Source organism: Serratia grimesii, assembly GCF_900186025.1.
In the GTDB taxonomy this organism is placed as follows: domain Bacteria; phylum Pseudomonadota; class Gammaproteobacteria; order Enterobacterales; family Enterobacteriaceae; genus Serratia; species Serratia grimesii.
Genome location: NZ_LT883155.1, coordinates 1,904,186 through 1,916,597 on the forward strand (window position 1 = coordinate 1,904,186; position 12,412 = coordinate 1,916,597).

The 12,412-nt window shown below is 47.3% G+C and carries 20 protein-coding genes and 1 pseudogene; 19 read left to right on the forward strand and 2 right to left on the reverse strand.

What is annotated here, in order from left to right; all coding sequences use genetic code 11:
• The first annotated feature begins 119 nt into the window (after nucleotides 1-119).
• The 16 genes and pseudogenes from SGBXF1_RS08895 to SGBXF1_RS08965 all read left to right on the forward strand — a co-directional run bounded on the left by SGBXF1_RS08895 (nucleotide 120) and on the right by SGBXF1_RS08965 (nucleotide 9,721).
• Nucleotides 120-884 carry a phage antirepressor KilAC domain-containing protein gene (locus tag SGBXF1_RS08895; protein WP_238321016.1) on the forward strand — a complete coding sequence of 255 codons (765 nt, stop codon included), beginning with the start codon at nucleotides 120-122 and terminating at the stop codon, nucleotides 882-884.
• Between the two features lie 2 nt (nucleotides 885-886).
• Nucleotides 887-1,063, forward strand: a complete 177-nt coding sequence (locus SGBXF1_RS08900) for a DUF4222 domain-containing protein (RefSeq protein ID WP_186428200.1) — start codon at nucleotides 887-889, stop codon at nucleotides 1,061-1,063.
• Nucleotides 1,060-2,082, forward strand: a complete 1,023-nt coding sequence (locus tag SGBXF1_RS24035) for a helix-turn-helix domain-containing protein (protein WP_186428201.1) — start codon at nucleotides 1,060-1,062, stop codon at nucleotides 2,080-2,082. Before SGBXF1_RS08900 ends, SGBXF1_RS24035 begins: the two co-directional genes overlap by 4 nt.
• The gene (locus tag SGBXF1_RS08910; RefSeq protein WP_186428202.1) at nucleotides 2,079-3,050 is read left to right on the forward strand and encodes a DUF968 domain-containing protein; all 972 of its coding nucleotides are present in this window, start codon (nucleotides 2,079-2,081) and stop codon (nucleotides 3,048-3,050) included. The genes SGBXF1_RS24035 and SGBXF1_RS08910 overlap by 4 nt, the downstream gene beginning before the upstream one ends.
• A gap of 197 nt (nucleotides 3,051-3,247) precedes the next feature.
• Entirely contained in the window at nucleotides 3,248-3,370 is a 123-nt protein-coding gene (locus SGBXF1_RS23820) for a RusA family crossover junction endodeoxyribonuclease (RefSeq protein ID WP_238321041.1), read from the forward strand.
• Nucleotides 3,371-3,400: 30 nt separating this feature from the next.
• Entirely contained in the window at nucleotides 3,401-3,799 is a 399-nt protein-coding gene (locus SGBXF1_RS08920) for an antiterminator Q family protein (protein ID WP_186428204.1), read from the forward strand.
• Nucleotides 3,800-4,317: 518 nt separating this feature from the next.
• The gene (locus tag SGBXF1_RS08925; RefSeq protein ID WP_238321017.1) at nucleotides 4,318-4,911 is read left to right on the forward strand and encodes a DUF4760 domain-containing protein; all 594 of its coding nucleotides are present in this window, start codon (nucleotides 4,318-4,320) and stop codon (nucleotides 4,909-4,911) included.
• Nucleotides 4,912-5,175: 264 nt separating this feature from the next.
• Nucleotides 5,176-5,523 (forward strand): hypothetical protein, encoded by a 348-nt coding sequence (locus SGBXF1_RS08930; protein WP_186428206.1) that lies wholly within the window; start codon nucleotides 5,176-5,178, stop codon nucleotides 5,521-5,523.
• 270 nt (nucleotides 5,524-5,793) lie between these two features.
• Nucleotides 5,794-6,147, forward strand: a complete 354-nt coding sequence (locus SGBXF1_RS08935; protein ID WP_186428207.1) for a hypothetical protein — start codon at nucleotides 5,794-5,796, stop codon at nucleotides 6,145-6,147.
• Between the two features lie 82 nt (nucleotides 6,148-6,229).
• Nucleotides 6,230-6,475, forward strand: a complete 246-nt coding sequence (locus tag SGBXF1_RS08940) for a phage holin (protein ID WP_037419444.1) — start codon at nucleotides 6,230-6,232, stop codon at nucleotides 6,473-6,475.
• Between the two features lie 2 nt (nucleotides 6,476-6,477).
• The gene (locus SGBXF1_RS08945; RefSeq protein ID WP_186428208.1) at nucleotides 6,478-6,963 is read left to right on the forward strand and encodes a lysozyme; all 486 of its coding nucleotides are present in this window, start codon (nucleotides 6,478-6,480) and stop codon (nucleotides 6,961-6,963) included.
• Entirely contained in the window at nucleotides 6,960-7,334 is a 375-nt protein-coding gene (locus tag SGBXF1_RS08950; RefSeq protein WP_186428209.1) for a DUF2570 family protein, read from the forward strand. Before SGBXF1_RS08945 ends, SGBXF1_RS08950 begins: the two co-directional genes overlap by 4 nt.
• Nucleotides 7,318-7,524 (forward strand): Rz1-like lysis system protein LysC, encoded by a 207-nt coding sequence (gene lysC / locus SGBXF1_RS24040; protein ID WP_420329897.1) that lies wholly within the window; start codon nucleotides 7,318-7,320, stop codon nucleotides 7,522-7,524. The genes SGBXF1_RS08950 and lysC overlap by 17 nt, the downstream gene beginning before the upstream one ends.
• Nucleotides 7,525-7,926: 402 nt before the next feature.
• On the forward strand, nucleotides 7,927-8,181 hold the full coding sequence (locus tag SGBXF1_RS08955; protein ID WP_186428210.1) for a DNA polymerase III subunit theta: 255 nt from the start codon (nucleotides 7,927-7,929) through the stop codon (nucleotides 8,179-8,181).
• Between the two features lie 352 nt (nucleotides 8,182-8,533).
• Nucleotides 8,534-8,884, forward strand: a pseudogene (locus tag SGBXF1_RS08960) (putative metallopeptidase); the annotation flags it as partial.
• Between the two features lie 159 nt (nucleotides 8,885-9,043).
• Nucleotides 9,044-9,721, forward strand: a complete 678-nt coding sequence (locus tag SGBXF1_RS08965; protein ID WP_186428211.1) for a DUF4145 domain-containing protein — start codon at nucleotides 9,044-9,046, stop codon at nucleotides 9,719-9,721.
• Nucleotides 9,722-9,821: 100 nt separating this feature from the next.
• Here the strand turns inward: SGBXF1_RS08965 and SGBXF1_RS23825 are convergent, their stop codons facing one another.
• Together SGBXF1_RS23825 and SGBXF1_RS08970 are read right to left on the reverse strand one after the other, a co-directional pair.
• Nucleotides 9,822-10,109 carry a DUF6953 family protein gene (locus tag SGBXF1_RS23825; RefSeq protein WP_420329902.1) on the reverse strand — a complete coding sequence of 96 codons (288 nt, stop codon included), beginning with the start codon at nucleotides 10,107-10,109 and terminating at the stop codon, nucleotides 9,822-9,824.
• On the reverse strand, nucleotides 10,106-10,321 hold the full coding sequence (locus tag SGBXF1_RS08970) for a DUF2158 domain-containing protein (protein ID WP_186428212.1): 216 nt from the start codon (nucleotides 10,319-10,321) through the stop codon (nucleotides 10,106-10,108). The genes SGBXF1_RS23825 and SGBXF1_RS08970 overlap by 4 nt, the downstream gene beginning before the upstream one ends.
• A gap of 26 nt (nucleotides 10,322-10,347) precedes the next feature.
• Between SGBXF1_RS08970 and SGBXF1_RS08975 the strand changes: the two genes are divergently transcribed.
• Genes SGBXF1_RS08975 through SGBXF1_RS08985 form a run of 3 tightly spaced genes read left to right on the forward strand, consistent with a single transcriptional unit; the run spans nucleotide 10,348 to nucleotide 12,384 of the window.
• On the forward strand, nucleotides 10,348-10,878 hold the full coding sequence (locus SGBXF1_RS08975) for a terminase small subunit (RefSeq protein WP_186428213.1): 531 nt from the start codon (nucleotides 10,348-10,350) through the stop codon (nucleotides 10,876-10,878).
• The gene (locus SGBXF1_RS08980; RefSeq protein WP_186428214.1) at nucleotides 10,875-12,134 is read left to right on the forward strand and encodes a PBSX family phage terminase large subunit; all 1,260 of its coding nucleotides are present in this window, start codon (nucleotides 10,875-10,877) and stop codon (nucleotides 12,132-12,134) included. Before SGBXF1_RS08975 ends, SGBXF1_RS08980 begins: the two co-directional genes overlap by 4 nt.
• A 55-nt stretch (nucleotides 12,135-12,189) precedes the next feature.
• The gene (locus SGBXF1_RS08985) at nucleotides 12,190-12,384 is read left to right on the forward strand and encodes a hypothetical protein (protein ID WP_186428215.1); all 195 of its coding nucleotides are present in this window, start codon (nucleotides 12,190-12,192) and stop codon (nucleotides 12,382-12,384) included.
• The last annotated feature ends 28 nt before the right edge of the window (nucleotides 12,385-12,412 follow it).

Here is a 12,412-nt window from a genome sequence, read left to right on the forward strand (position 1 = left end):
GGCTCGGCGGTATGTCTTGGGGAGCTGTACAAAGGACGAGAAGCCGGGATCAGGGAAGAAAAAAAGCCGAACAGCTGCAACTGGTCGGCCATCACTTTTCTAACTAAGAGAGGAATGTCATGAACTATCAAAACAACCATAGCAAGGTCGATATGACAAACCAGAACCTGATTATGGCAAACAGTCCAGCACCTGGCAATAACGTTGCTCTGGCTGGTGGCGATTTCATCGGCACTGATGAGCTTCTGGGGATTATCAATAAGGCGCGTTCTGTTCATGGAGAGAAGCCGGTACGTAACAACGATTTTGTTTTGCGTGTGAAAGATGAGCTTGAAGGTGACCACTACGAAACTTTCGTAGTTCAAAATTTGAACGGAACAAAGTCGGAGCAACTCCGCATTTCCAACGATCAGGCTGCATTGGTTGGTATGCGCGAATCTAAGGCTGTCCGCCGCAATGTTCTTGAAATTCTGAAACAGAAACGGGGCCCGGCATTGCCGCAGACCCTCCCTGAAGCTTTGCGACTGGCCGCTGATATCGCTGAACAAAAAGCTGTGCTTCAACAGAAGGTTCAGGAAGATGCCCCGAAAGTGGCTTTTGTAGATCACTACGTCGAAAGCGCTGGTTCCAAAAGCCTCCGCGCAACGGCCAAGGTTCTCAACATGCCAGAAAGAGCCATGATCGACGCTCTTATCCGCGACAAGGTTCTGTTCCGTCAGTCTGGGAATCTGTTGCCGTATGCCAGCCATCATCACTCAGGAAACTTCACTGTCAAAACTGGTACCGCCGAGCAGTCTGGTCACGCCTTTACGCAGACCAGGGTAACGCCCCGCGGTATTCAGTGGATTGCTGAGCGCTATGCATCCGAACTGATGGCGAGTTAACCATGAGCCAATCCGTCCCATTAAACCGGCCATACCTTGATGATCACGGTAATCGCGTGACTGTCATTCGCTGGGATCGGGCGGCGCAACAGGTGATTTTTATGCGAGAGGGCTACCCGTATGAATGCATGCAGCCACTTGAGCGATTTAAAGAAAAATTTAAGCGAGTCGAAGTATGAGCATGAATCTGATGGCGCAGGCTATGAGCATCAAAGTGGGTAATCCACTGCGCAAGCTGGTGCTGATCAAGATAGCCGACAACGCAAACGATAAGGGTGAATGCTGGCCTTCATATCAGCATGTCGCTGACCACTGCGAGTGCAGTAAAAGCGCTGTGAGGGCGCACATAGAGGCGCTGATTAAGATGGGTTTAATCACAAAAGAGAACCGTTTGGGCGTGAACAACGGCAAAGGTAATACCTCGAATCTTTACTACCTGACGTTGGACACCCCTGTGTCAGCAGGAAGCATAGCCCCCTGTGCCGTCAAAAAGCATAGCCCTATGCCGTCAAAAAGCACAGGGCTATGTCAGCAGGTGGCACCCCCTATGTCGTCAGAAAGCACACCCCCTATGTCACCTGATGGCACCAGAACCAGTCACTCTCTTGAACCTATCATTGAACCAAAAGAAAAACCCCCTATAGCCCCCCAGAGCGAACAACCTGCGATGGACACTTCGGGCATGGCTGGGGAAGTGCTGGATTTTTTGAATCTGAAAATCAACGGCAAAACACCAAAGCGTGTCAGCACGCTTTTGGAAATTACCGAACGCCTGACGGAAGGGAACACCGTGGAAGAACTGAAGTTGGTGGCAGAACACCGTGCAAGCCTGCTGCTGAGCAATCCAGAAATGGGGCACATGCTCAGTGCCAAGATGATTTTTGACCCGGTACGCTTCAGCGGCTACCTGGCCGCGGCCAACACCTGGAACAGCCAGCGCACTCGCAAAGCTGCAATGGCCGATGCCGTCGAGCAACAACGTCAGGATCCGCCTGCTGGTGATATTCCAAAAATAGATTTCGAAGAGTCCTTCGACCGCCTAATTCGTGATGCAGGTATGCCAGTAAACGCCGCAGAAAAACGCGCTCAGCAGCAGGCTCGCAAGAACGGTTTTGGAGATGTTGAAGAGGCTGGAGCACGTCAGAAATGGCGTCCAATGTTAACCAGAGCCTACGCAATGACAGGAGCACAGGCATGAGAGCGATTGTCAAAGCAGCATTACAGCGTGATATGGGGATTGCCCTGATCCCTGTGAATGATGAACTAGCGCTACACATGACGGGGCGTGTCATGGTTTCAACGTTGCCAAAAGAGTTCAAGGATACGCCAGAGGGCATTCTTCCTGCGGTAGAGCATGAAATTGCAAATGACCCACGACTGCAATCATTCTTCCAGCATGAGCGGGTTACGAACGCTTGTGGCGGCATCAACGCTATTGAAGCCTGGGCTACTCAGTTCACGAAATGCCAGTACAAGAAACATGAACGCCCATCAACAATTCTGGACACTGAGCGTTTAGGCCATTCTGCCGTTCGCATTTGCCCTGGGTGCTACAAACAGGGTGTTAACTCTGAAAAGCTGGACAGAATCGCCGCCCGCAATACCGCTCGTTGGATTGTGGCAACAGCCAAGCATCGCCTGAAATCTGATGGGCAGTTAACGATCCCTGAACTGATGCTGTGGGCGATGCTGTCAGGCGTATTCGATCTGATCCCAGAGGACGTGGCGCGCACTGTCACCAACATTCCTGAGCCAAAAGTCATTACGGGCACCCGCAAAGAGTCCGATATGGACTGTATGCCATCGGTTAATGAAATCATCGCTAAGCAGGCTGTTAAGTGTTTCACCGTTGACCCTGAGCCGCCGAAGGCATTCATGCTGAGGCCAAAACTGATACGCGTTGAGGACAGCAAATATACCCGCTGGGTAAAGACTCAGCCTTGCTGTGCTTGCGGAGCGCGCTCTGATGACCCTCACCACATTATCGGGCATGGTCTTGGCGGTATGGGCACCAAGCCAAGTGACTACCTGACAATCCCGTTGTGCCGTACCTGCCACCGCAACCTGCATGACAACCCAACTGCGTGGGAAGCGGAAAATGGTAGCCAAACGGACCTGTTCGCGCAGTTCTTTGACTACTCGGTTGGTATGGGGGCTATCTCGTGAAGGAATACCTAATCACACCAATCCCAAAACCACGCCAAACACAAAGAGACCGGTGGGCCAAGCGCCCGCCAGTTCTCCGCTATCGGGCATTCTGCGACGAAGTGAGATTAAACCGGATATCGCTGCCTGAGAGCGGCTATCACGTGACTTTCGTCATGCCGATGCCAGATAGCTGGAGCAAGAAGAAACGCGCTGAGATGGCGGGTAAGCCGCATAAGCAGAAACCAGATGCAGACAACCTACTAACAGCCCTTATGGACGCCATCTACTCTGAGGATTGCGCTGTTTGGGATGTCCGCGTAACCAAACGCTGGGGGTAATGCCGGCGAGATAATCATCAAGGAAATTATATGAGAGATATCCAGTTGGTATTAGAGCGTTGGGGCCAGTGGGCAAAGGACAACAGTGGTGTTGATTACTCACCGATTGCCGCTGGTTTTAAGGGGCTGTTGGAAGACACAAGCAAGAATAAACCATCCTGTTGCGATAATGATGGAATCATCATCGATGGCGCTGTTGGGCGACTGAAGAAGGTACGGGACGAGAAGGAACTTGGTGTGATTATGCTGCATTACCGTCACGGTGTTTCAAAGTCGGCGATAGCGCGTCGGTGGAAAATCTCAGAGGGTAGTGTCAGGCAGAAGTTGATGATGGCTGAAAGCTTTATCGAAGGGTGCCTAGTAATGACTGGCACTACTTTGGAAATGGATGCTTGGACGCACAAATCAGTAATTGCAGAAGTCGCGTAAAATTCTGCTTTTCGTTACGAATTTTACTGTCTATTGTGATAAGAGTGGTTACGCAGTCACGTAGCTTAAATCGTATCAATGTATTGAGTGATCAGTGCTCACCCTGTACAATGCAGCTAAAAGCTGCATTGTACAGGGTGAGCTCGTCAGTATTCGTATGATAGCTAGTGATGTGATTAAGGCTGCTCAACAATCGTTAAAATCTATTGATAATGTGTTATAATGATGTTTAAGAAAGGAGCAACGCCAACACATGGCACATGTTGAAAAGTGGTTGTTAAGCCCAAATCATCATGGTAACGTGAGCCCCTCTAGATGGGCTTATGAAGCTCCAAAAAGATTTTGGTTGGTAGGTTTACTTACTAGCGGAGTAACGGAGATGAGAGATATGAACGCATTCGTACGTACTTTTGATGAAGAGAACTGGGACGTCTAACTCGTTCTTTCTAGTTTTTGTAAATGATATAGAATGGGAGCTTATGCTCCCATTTTTCATTTTAAAGGGCTGGAGACCAGCGTTGGACATTATTGAAGTCATAAAAGCAATTTGGGTATTCATCAAAACCATTTGGGCCAATAGCCCGACCTTCTTTCCTGCAGCAGTTGGCGCTTTAATAGCAGTTTTTAGCATTCGAACGCAGAGGAAAACCTCAAAAGAAAAAAACTCCTTAGATTTTGAAGCAGCATACAAGCGTAATGAAAAGGTTGTTGAGGCTTGGTCGGAAGTTCTACGTATCTACGCAGACCGTGGGAATGTGCCACTTGAGGAATGGGGGAAACCTGAAAACTCTCAAAGTGATGGTTCAAAGGCTCTAAAAATTATCTTTAATGAGTGGGAACGGTGTGCAAATGCAGTTCACCACAAACTTTATGATGAGGAGTATCTATATAAGGTTTATGGCTCGACTCTAATATTCTTAGACGTATGCTTTGAACCATATATTCAGGAGTGCTGGAAGAAAAATCATAGATTCTACAGGAATATGAAGATGTTAGCTCTTCGTTGGCGAGTTCGTAGAGCATATGAAGATGATGATGGTGATCTTATCGAATATAAAAAAGTGTTGAAAGAAGCTAAAGCCTGCGTAGATAAATTAAAGATTAGATATTAAAAGTAAGATGTTTACTTCTAAAAATTGATTAGAAATCATAGACGGTTCGAATTAATTCAAAATTCAAAGGCTGCCTCTGGGTGGCCTTTTTTATTTTCACCACCTGACGATCGGGAGCAACCTCGACAGGGGGAGGTATGACTATGTTGTGTAAGGAATGGCACTTCCCTGACCGTTGTTAATGATCTCCACTCTCGTTGTAAGGTTTGGTTGTCGCCCGATAGAACAAGGCGGCTTTCAAATAATTTACAAGGAGATATGAACATGCAAGCTGCAGAAACTCATTACTTAGACAATGGTTTCACTTTCAACATTCCACCTGCGCCTTACCGTCGCCGAATTTGTGTTCCACTTTTAATGGCTATCGCTCCTGGTGGTAAATCAGAAGCTAAGCATATGCTGGTATATAAAGGTGCATGGGTGACTGAGGCTAAAGCAGTGGGGGGCCGCGTTTTAGCAGCGGGCACTTTCGTACCCGTACCCGGTTCCGCCTGCAACTCCTGGAATACTTACATCGAGCCTAACCAGTCCGTATCAATTCAAGCGGTAGGTGAAAGCTCTGACGGCGCATATGTACTGCCAAGTATTACTGTGTTGATTGGCCAGGATTAACCTGAAATTAACACCAACAAATTTTATTTGTTCTATGGCCTCGGTATATCCGGGGCTTTTTGCATTTCAGCCCCAGCCAACATCCGACACACACCTGGCACACCCATATCGCCGACTCGTTTACGGCTGGCGGCTGAACCCTATTTTCTTTAGTGATTACTCTGCGTTGTGTGACCTTTGAGACAGCGGCCACCATGTGATGCTTGGCTTCTAAATTGATAATGTTGATGTGCTGTATATGGATACAGTGTCAATGATAAGGAACCTCACATGGCAAATCTGATTATTAGCGAAAACAACGACATTACTTTGACCCCAGAGCAAGCTAAGGCTCTTACTAAGGTTGAAGTCGCAGGCCAGTTTGAAAATGCTGTACTGCTGAACAAATACCTTGGCCGCATGTCTGTGCCAATGGAACCAGGTACTGAATTCGATGAGGTACTGAACACAGTACCTGCATACTCGCTGGCCATCTCTGTCGAAGGGCGTTGTTTTTCTGGCGTAGGAGCTCCGACTGTATCAGCAGCTGGAGATACCTGGGAATTCAAGTATCCATTTTACTTGTTCGAAAGTTACGCCGATCAGGTAACTACTCAACACATTCCGGTTTCGCAACCGTCATAACCAAAATAAATCAATCCCGGCTTATGTCGGGATTTTTACTTTTATTACCCGGTACCGGGACAGAGCCCCGGAAGGGGGAGGTATGAAAATCATGCCGGAGAAAATCACTACATTCATTTCTTACTGCACCTCTGCAACGCTGGTGTGTGGAGGCAGCATTTTGCAATGGCTACATGACCTCGACTGGAATCAGGTTGCAGTAGTGGGCGGTTTCGTGATCGGTGCGATCACTGCCGTGATGAACTTCTATTTCAAAAGCCGCCAGACGAAGGCCTATGAGAAGGCCCTTAAAGCTGGATATGTCACACCACCGCCAGCGGAGGACTAAGGATGGCGCTCATAGCTTCGTTAAAGAAAAAACTCAGCGCAGCCTTTGCTGGTGGAGCCATGGCGATTGCAGCAGTGCTCATTCCTTCACTCGAAGGCGTGGAGTACAAGCCATACCGTGATGTAGTCGGCGTGCTGACAGTCTGCTACGGACACACTGGCGCTGACATCATACCCACCAAAATCTACACCCCCGCTGAATGCAAAACCATGCTGGATAAAGACCTAGTGCCTTTTGCCCGTTCTGTAGAACGGTCAGTGAAAGTGCCAGCGAGTGAATACCAGAAAGCAGCGCTTATCAGTTTCAGTTACAACGTAGGTGTTAAGGCCTTCGAGTCCTCTACGCTGCTGAAAAAACTCAATGCTGGTGACAGTTCAGGAGCCTGTGATGAAATGCGCCGCTGGAATAAAGCTGGTGGCAAGGTATGGAAGGGACTGATTAATCGGCGCGAGGTTGAGCGTGAGATCTGCAACTGGGGCCAAAAATGAACCGAGGTGCCGCAGCCACTGCTGTTGTTTTACTGCTCATTTTCATTTTACTGGCATGGTTGGCATTTCACTTCCACGGTAGCGCAGTAAAGGCTGGTGAGCAGGTTAAAGAACAGGAAAAAACGCTGGCGCAGCAGTCAGGACTAATCTCAACCCTGCAAGAACAAGACCGGAAGAACAGAGCCTTAGCAGCAGAACAACAGCAAAGAGAGCAGCAACTGCGCCAGCAGGGTGAACGCTACCAGAGGGCATTACGTGAAGCACTTAAAAACGACAAATGTGGGAATAGTCCTATGCCTGCCGCTGTTATTGACCTCCTGCAGCAAAACGTTGCCACCGGCACCGCAACCGGTAGTGCTGTTACCCCCTGAGTCAGTATTCACCCCATGTGAGCAACCAACGCTGCAAGGAAACACCTGGGGCGATGCAGTCAGCTATACGTTGGCACTGCAAACAGTTTTATCAGTATGCTCTGGGCAGGTAACGACTCTTAACCAATGGCGTTCATCTTTACTTCGTTATGGTCAACAGGAATGGTTAACTCAGTCTCATAAGAACTAAAAACTAATCTTGAAATAAAGATAAAAACGTGGAAAATCAATACCGTCTTTATCAAAGAATGGAGGGATAATTTTGACCCAATTTTTGAACTTCAGTCGGGAACTGGTGCTTTTTGCACATAGCTGATACTGGTCTAATTGCCAGCGGTAGAACTGATTAAGACTTAGGGGGGAAATCGTGCGACACCTTTACTCCGCCGCTTAGACGTACAGGCGGACAATACTGAGTTGGCGCGACCAAATGGAAGCCCGTGCAACCGGACGATGTTGTCTACCTTGATAACCCAAACAACATCCCCCCACTTTGACATTTCAACTTCACTACTGTGACATTTGCAGCAATATGAGTAATGAAACTAATATCTGAGAATGTATAACCCTCACAACTAACATGAGGATTACCATGTCATATAATCTCGGCAATCTGCCAAAAGAAGACATGGACAAGGTGAACGTAGACCTTGCAGCGTCAGGCGTAGCGTACAAAGAGCGCATGAACCAGCCGGTGATAGCTGAGCAGGTAGAGCGAGAACAACCTGAGCATCTGCGCGAATACTTCCGCGAGCGGGTGGCGCACTACCGAGAGGTAAGCAAAAGGTTACCTAACGGCTCTGCGCCGGTTTATCTGCAGATGGCAGAGGCCAACGGGAAAAGATAAGCAAATAAAATCGCGCCAAAAATACTGTTCGACTTAGTCGAGTCAGCCAGGAAAGTGCCTTTTTTTAGTGTTTCAGCCATATCTATGCCTCGCAAACTAAATAAGTGTGAGGATGGATAAACTCTCCATCTATATTTTGCAAGGAGACACCAATGGCTGGGAAAACAGATTTCTACCATTTGAAGCCTTGGGAGATTCCAGTAGAAACTGATGCCGCTGAGCTCATTTTCTGGGTCCCCAATACAGGTTTTACCATCTTCCGCTATCGCTGATAGTGGGAGACAACAAACCGCCGATTACTATGGCCACTTAACTAAACCCGCTATGGCGGGTTTTTTAATGGGAGGAATTCATGGCAACGCCCGCGCAGAATGAGGGTCATGATAGACGGCCATTCCCACCCCTACAGTTCATAGAGTCACATCAACTGATGCCATACATCGGCCTTGTCCCAGCAAATGAAGTCTATGAGTGGATGCATAGTCAAATCCTGAGTGATGCCGAGAGTCTGTATAACCCTGACCATTCCCACCTGATAGATGCTGATGTGCGCTTTATGTGGGCATCCTCAGCCTTTGAGAAGAAAGGGCGGCATGTACTCGGACAGGCAGAGGAAGTTGCTATGCGAGCCGGTGGTTGGCAGAAGGCCAGAATGGAGCAGCAGATGCATGAGTGGTTCGGCGAGGTTCTGAAGTTCATCATCCTTACTGACGCCGCTCGACGTGTTTATTTCGCCAGTACAGAGCGAATAGAAATAGCTTGAAAGGAAATCGCGGAATTGCAGCACTATCTCAAAGAGCAGTGTATTAAGTGTTTTTTTTGTTTATTGTATGGTGAATACACACTCGCGATAGGGAAAATTATGGCAAGCTGGCTTTGTCCGTTCTGTAATCATCTTTCCACAAAAGAGGCGGTTACAATTGAAACATCTTCGCACGATATATCAAGAACAGCTCAGGGGGCTTCGAATGTTGAGATAACGACTTCTACCTGTCCAAACCCCGACTGTATGGAAGTTCAGGTTGAGGCGGCTTTTTTTAGAAGATACTTTGAGCCAACCGGCTACAAGTATGAATTACTCGACTTTTGGACATTACGTCCACAGGGTAAAGCTAAGATTTTTCCAGATTACGTTCCCCAAGCTATATTGTCCGACTATAAAGAGGCATGTCTCATCCAGGAATTATCTCCTAAAGCCTCCGCAACTCTATCTCGTCGTTGTTTACAGGGAATGATTAGGGATTTCTGGAAGGTCAAAGAGAAAAACCTCTTTGAGGAAATTAAAGCAATTGAACAAAAAATCGATACTGATACTTGGCATGCAATAGATGCTATCAGAAGCATTGGCAACATTGGTGCTCACATGGAAAAGGATATTAATGTGATCATCGAAGTGGATGGCGATGAGGCAGCTTTGCTCATTAGCCTCATTGAAACGTTGCTGAATGATTGGTATATAGAAAGAGAAAACAGACGATTACGCTCGCAAAAAATAATTGAGGCAGCTGCAGAGAAAAAACAACTCAAGCATCAGAAATGATCTTTCTTTAACGATAATATTTTTCATTTTGGTTCCATTCACAAAGGCCACCTCCGGGTGGCTTTTATGATGAATTGCAAAAGGAAGCTCGCCATCTGACTTAGCCGCGAGCTTCACGGCTAGCCTCGTCCTCGGGGACTCGGAACCGCCAGTACTTATCTGGTTTAACCCAAACGACGTTTTCTGCACTATCAACTCTGAATTTATTGATAACTTTAGTTGAAAGAGCTTGGTTGCCATCAGCATTTTCTCTGAGATGCTGCTCGTTACTTTCCTTGACGAGATAATCGACAACATCCTGCTGATAAAGGCAACCGTCTTTTGATAGGGCTGACACCATCCAAGATGAAACGTCGTCAACAGATAAAACAAGAGCGTTTGGGTTTATGGCTTTGGGTTTGTTGATGTCAAAGATTCTTCTGGAAAAGTTCCATGATCAAGTTTTTTACCAGAAAACCACTGACACTTGTATTCACCAGTATGAACCCATCCCACATTAGTATCATACTCTTTGACTTGTTCAGCAACAGACATGCTGGGGCCGCCACTAACTAGATAAACAATATTGCCAACGTTGAATTTAAGAGATTTTTTTGACATAAAACATCCTTTCAAAAGAGATAATTATGGCACTTACCGACAAGCAAGAAATGTTCTGTCGCGAGTACCTCATCGATTTAAACGCCACACAAGCGGCTATTCGGGCTGGATATAGCGTAAAAACAGCTAATCGCACCGCGTCTGAAAACCTGTCAAAACCTGACATTCAGTTAAGGATCTCTGAACTGAAGGTTCAACGCAATGATCTGGTTGGCATAAATGCGACATACGTCCTAAATCGTTTGGTTCAGATAGACCAGATGGATGTTCTCGACATACTTAACAGTTCTGGCGAGCTAAAACCAGTGTCTGAATGGCCTAAAGTCTGGCGAACAACTATTTCCGGCTTAGATGTCATAGAAATGGTTTCAGAAGGAAACTCTTCAGCGCTTTCCAAAAAGATTAAATGGCCTGACAAGGTGAAGAACCTTGAATTGCTTGGTAAGCATATAGAGGTGAATGCTTTCAAAGAGACGGTAGATCACAAGTCATCAGATGGAACTATGACGACAAAGCCGACCGTGATTCAGCTTCTACCCATTGAGCCAAAAACATGAGTGAAGTCGTACAACTACCGATACCGGCAAAACTAGCGCCATTGTTCATCGCCATAAATAGGCGCTATCGCTGCTCTCATGGTGGTCGCGGTAGTGCAAAAACGCGCACGTTCGCCTTGATGACAGCGGTGAAAGCCTACCAGTCGATGATGAATGGCGAGAGCGGTGTTGTGCTTTGCGCTCGTGAATTCATGAATTCATTGGAAGAGTCGAGCATGCAGGAGGTGAAACAGGCGATCCTGTCTGTTCCATGGCTGGCTGCTAACTTCGATATTGGTGAAAAGTACATTCGCACCATCGACAAGAGTGTGAACTATGTATTCTGCGGTTTGCGCCACAACCTAGACAGCATCAAGTCAAAGGCGCGGATCCTGCTCTGTTGGGTTGATGAGGCTGAGTCAGTCAGTGAAATAGCCTGGCAGAAGCTCAGCCCTACAGTGCGCGAGGAAGGTTCGGAGATTTGGGTGACTTGGAACCCGGAGCGGGACGGTAGCGCCACGGATAAGCGGTTTCGGAAAGAAGCCGGTGAAGACTGCATAACAGTCGAAATGAATTACACGGATAATCCGTGGTTTCCTGATGTGCTGGAGGGTGAGCGCATTAATGACCAGCGCCGACTCGACCCTGCAACGTATGCATGGGTATGGGAAGGTGCTTACCTCGAAAACTCCGATAAGCAGGTTCTGGCTGGCAAATACAGAATCGCTGAATTCTCCCACAACCTCTGGAAAGAAGCGGAACGGCTGCATATCGGGGCGGACTTCGGTTTCGCTAAAGATCCAAACACTCTGATCCGCTCGTTCATTCTGCACAATCGTCTCTATATCGAATATGAGGCTTACGGTGTTCATACTGAACTGGATCACATGCCGGAACTCTACGACTCCATACCCGGCGTGCGGGATTGGCCCATCAAAGCAGACTCAGCACGTCCAGAAACAATCAGCTACCTAAAACGGCAGGGGTTTAACATTTCTTCGGCTGAAAAGTGGCAGGGTAGTGTGGAAGATGGTATCGCTTACCTGCGCGGTTTCGATGAAATAATCATTCACCCCCGTTGTAAGAATGTGGCGCGTGAAGCGCGGTTGTGGTCGTACAAAACAGATCGCATTACAGGTGAGGTCCTGCCAAAGCTGGCAGATGGCAATGAACACTGCTGGGATGGCATTCGTTATAGCCTCGACGGTTATATCAAGCGCAAGACTTTGGTGATGGGGATGATGATACCCAAACGGTTGAGAGTTGAAAGATTATAAAGACTTAACATGGATTGCCGATAACCATATTCTCAACATGAGCAGGAGAATAGAAGTGCAAGGACAAGAATGGTTTGTTTATTTCCAGATAACGTATCCTAATGGTGAGTTTGAAGAAAAAGAGTTGGTTTGGTATTCGGATTTAGGTGTGTTTGGCTCTGTAGCTCTCACAAGGTTAAAGGAACATTTATCCTCCATTCATAAAGTCTCCTTAGATAAGATAATTGTGAAGACATTTAATAAAATTTAAGTGAAAGGCCGCCTATGCGGCCTTTTTT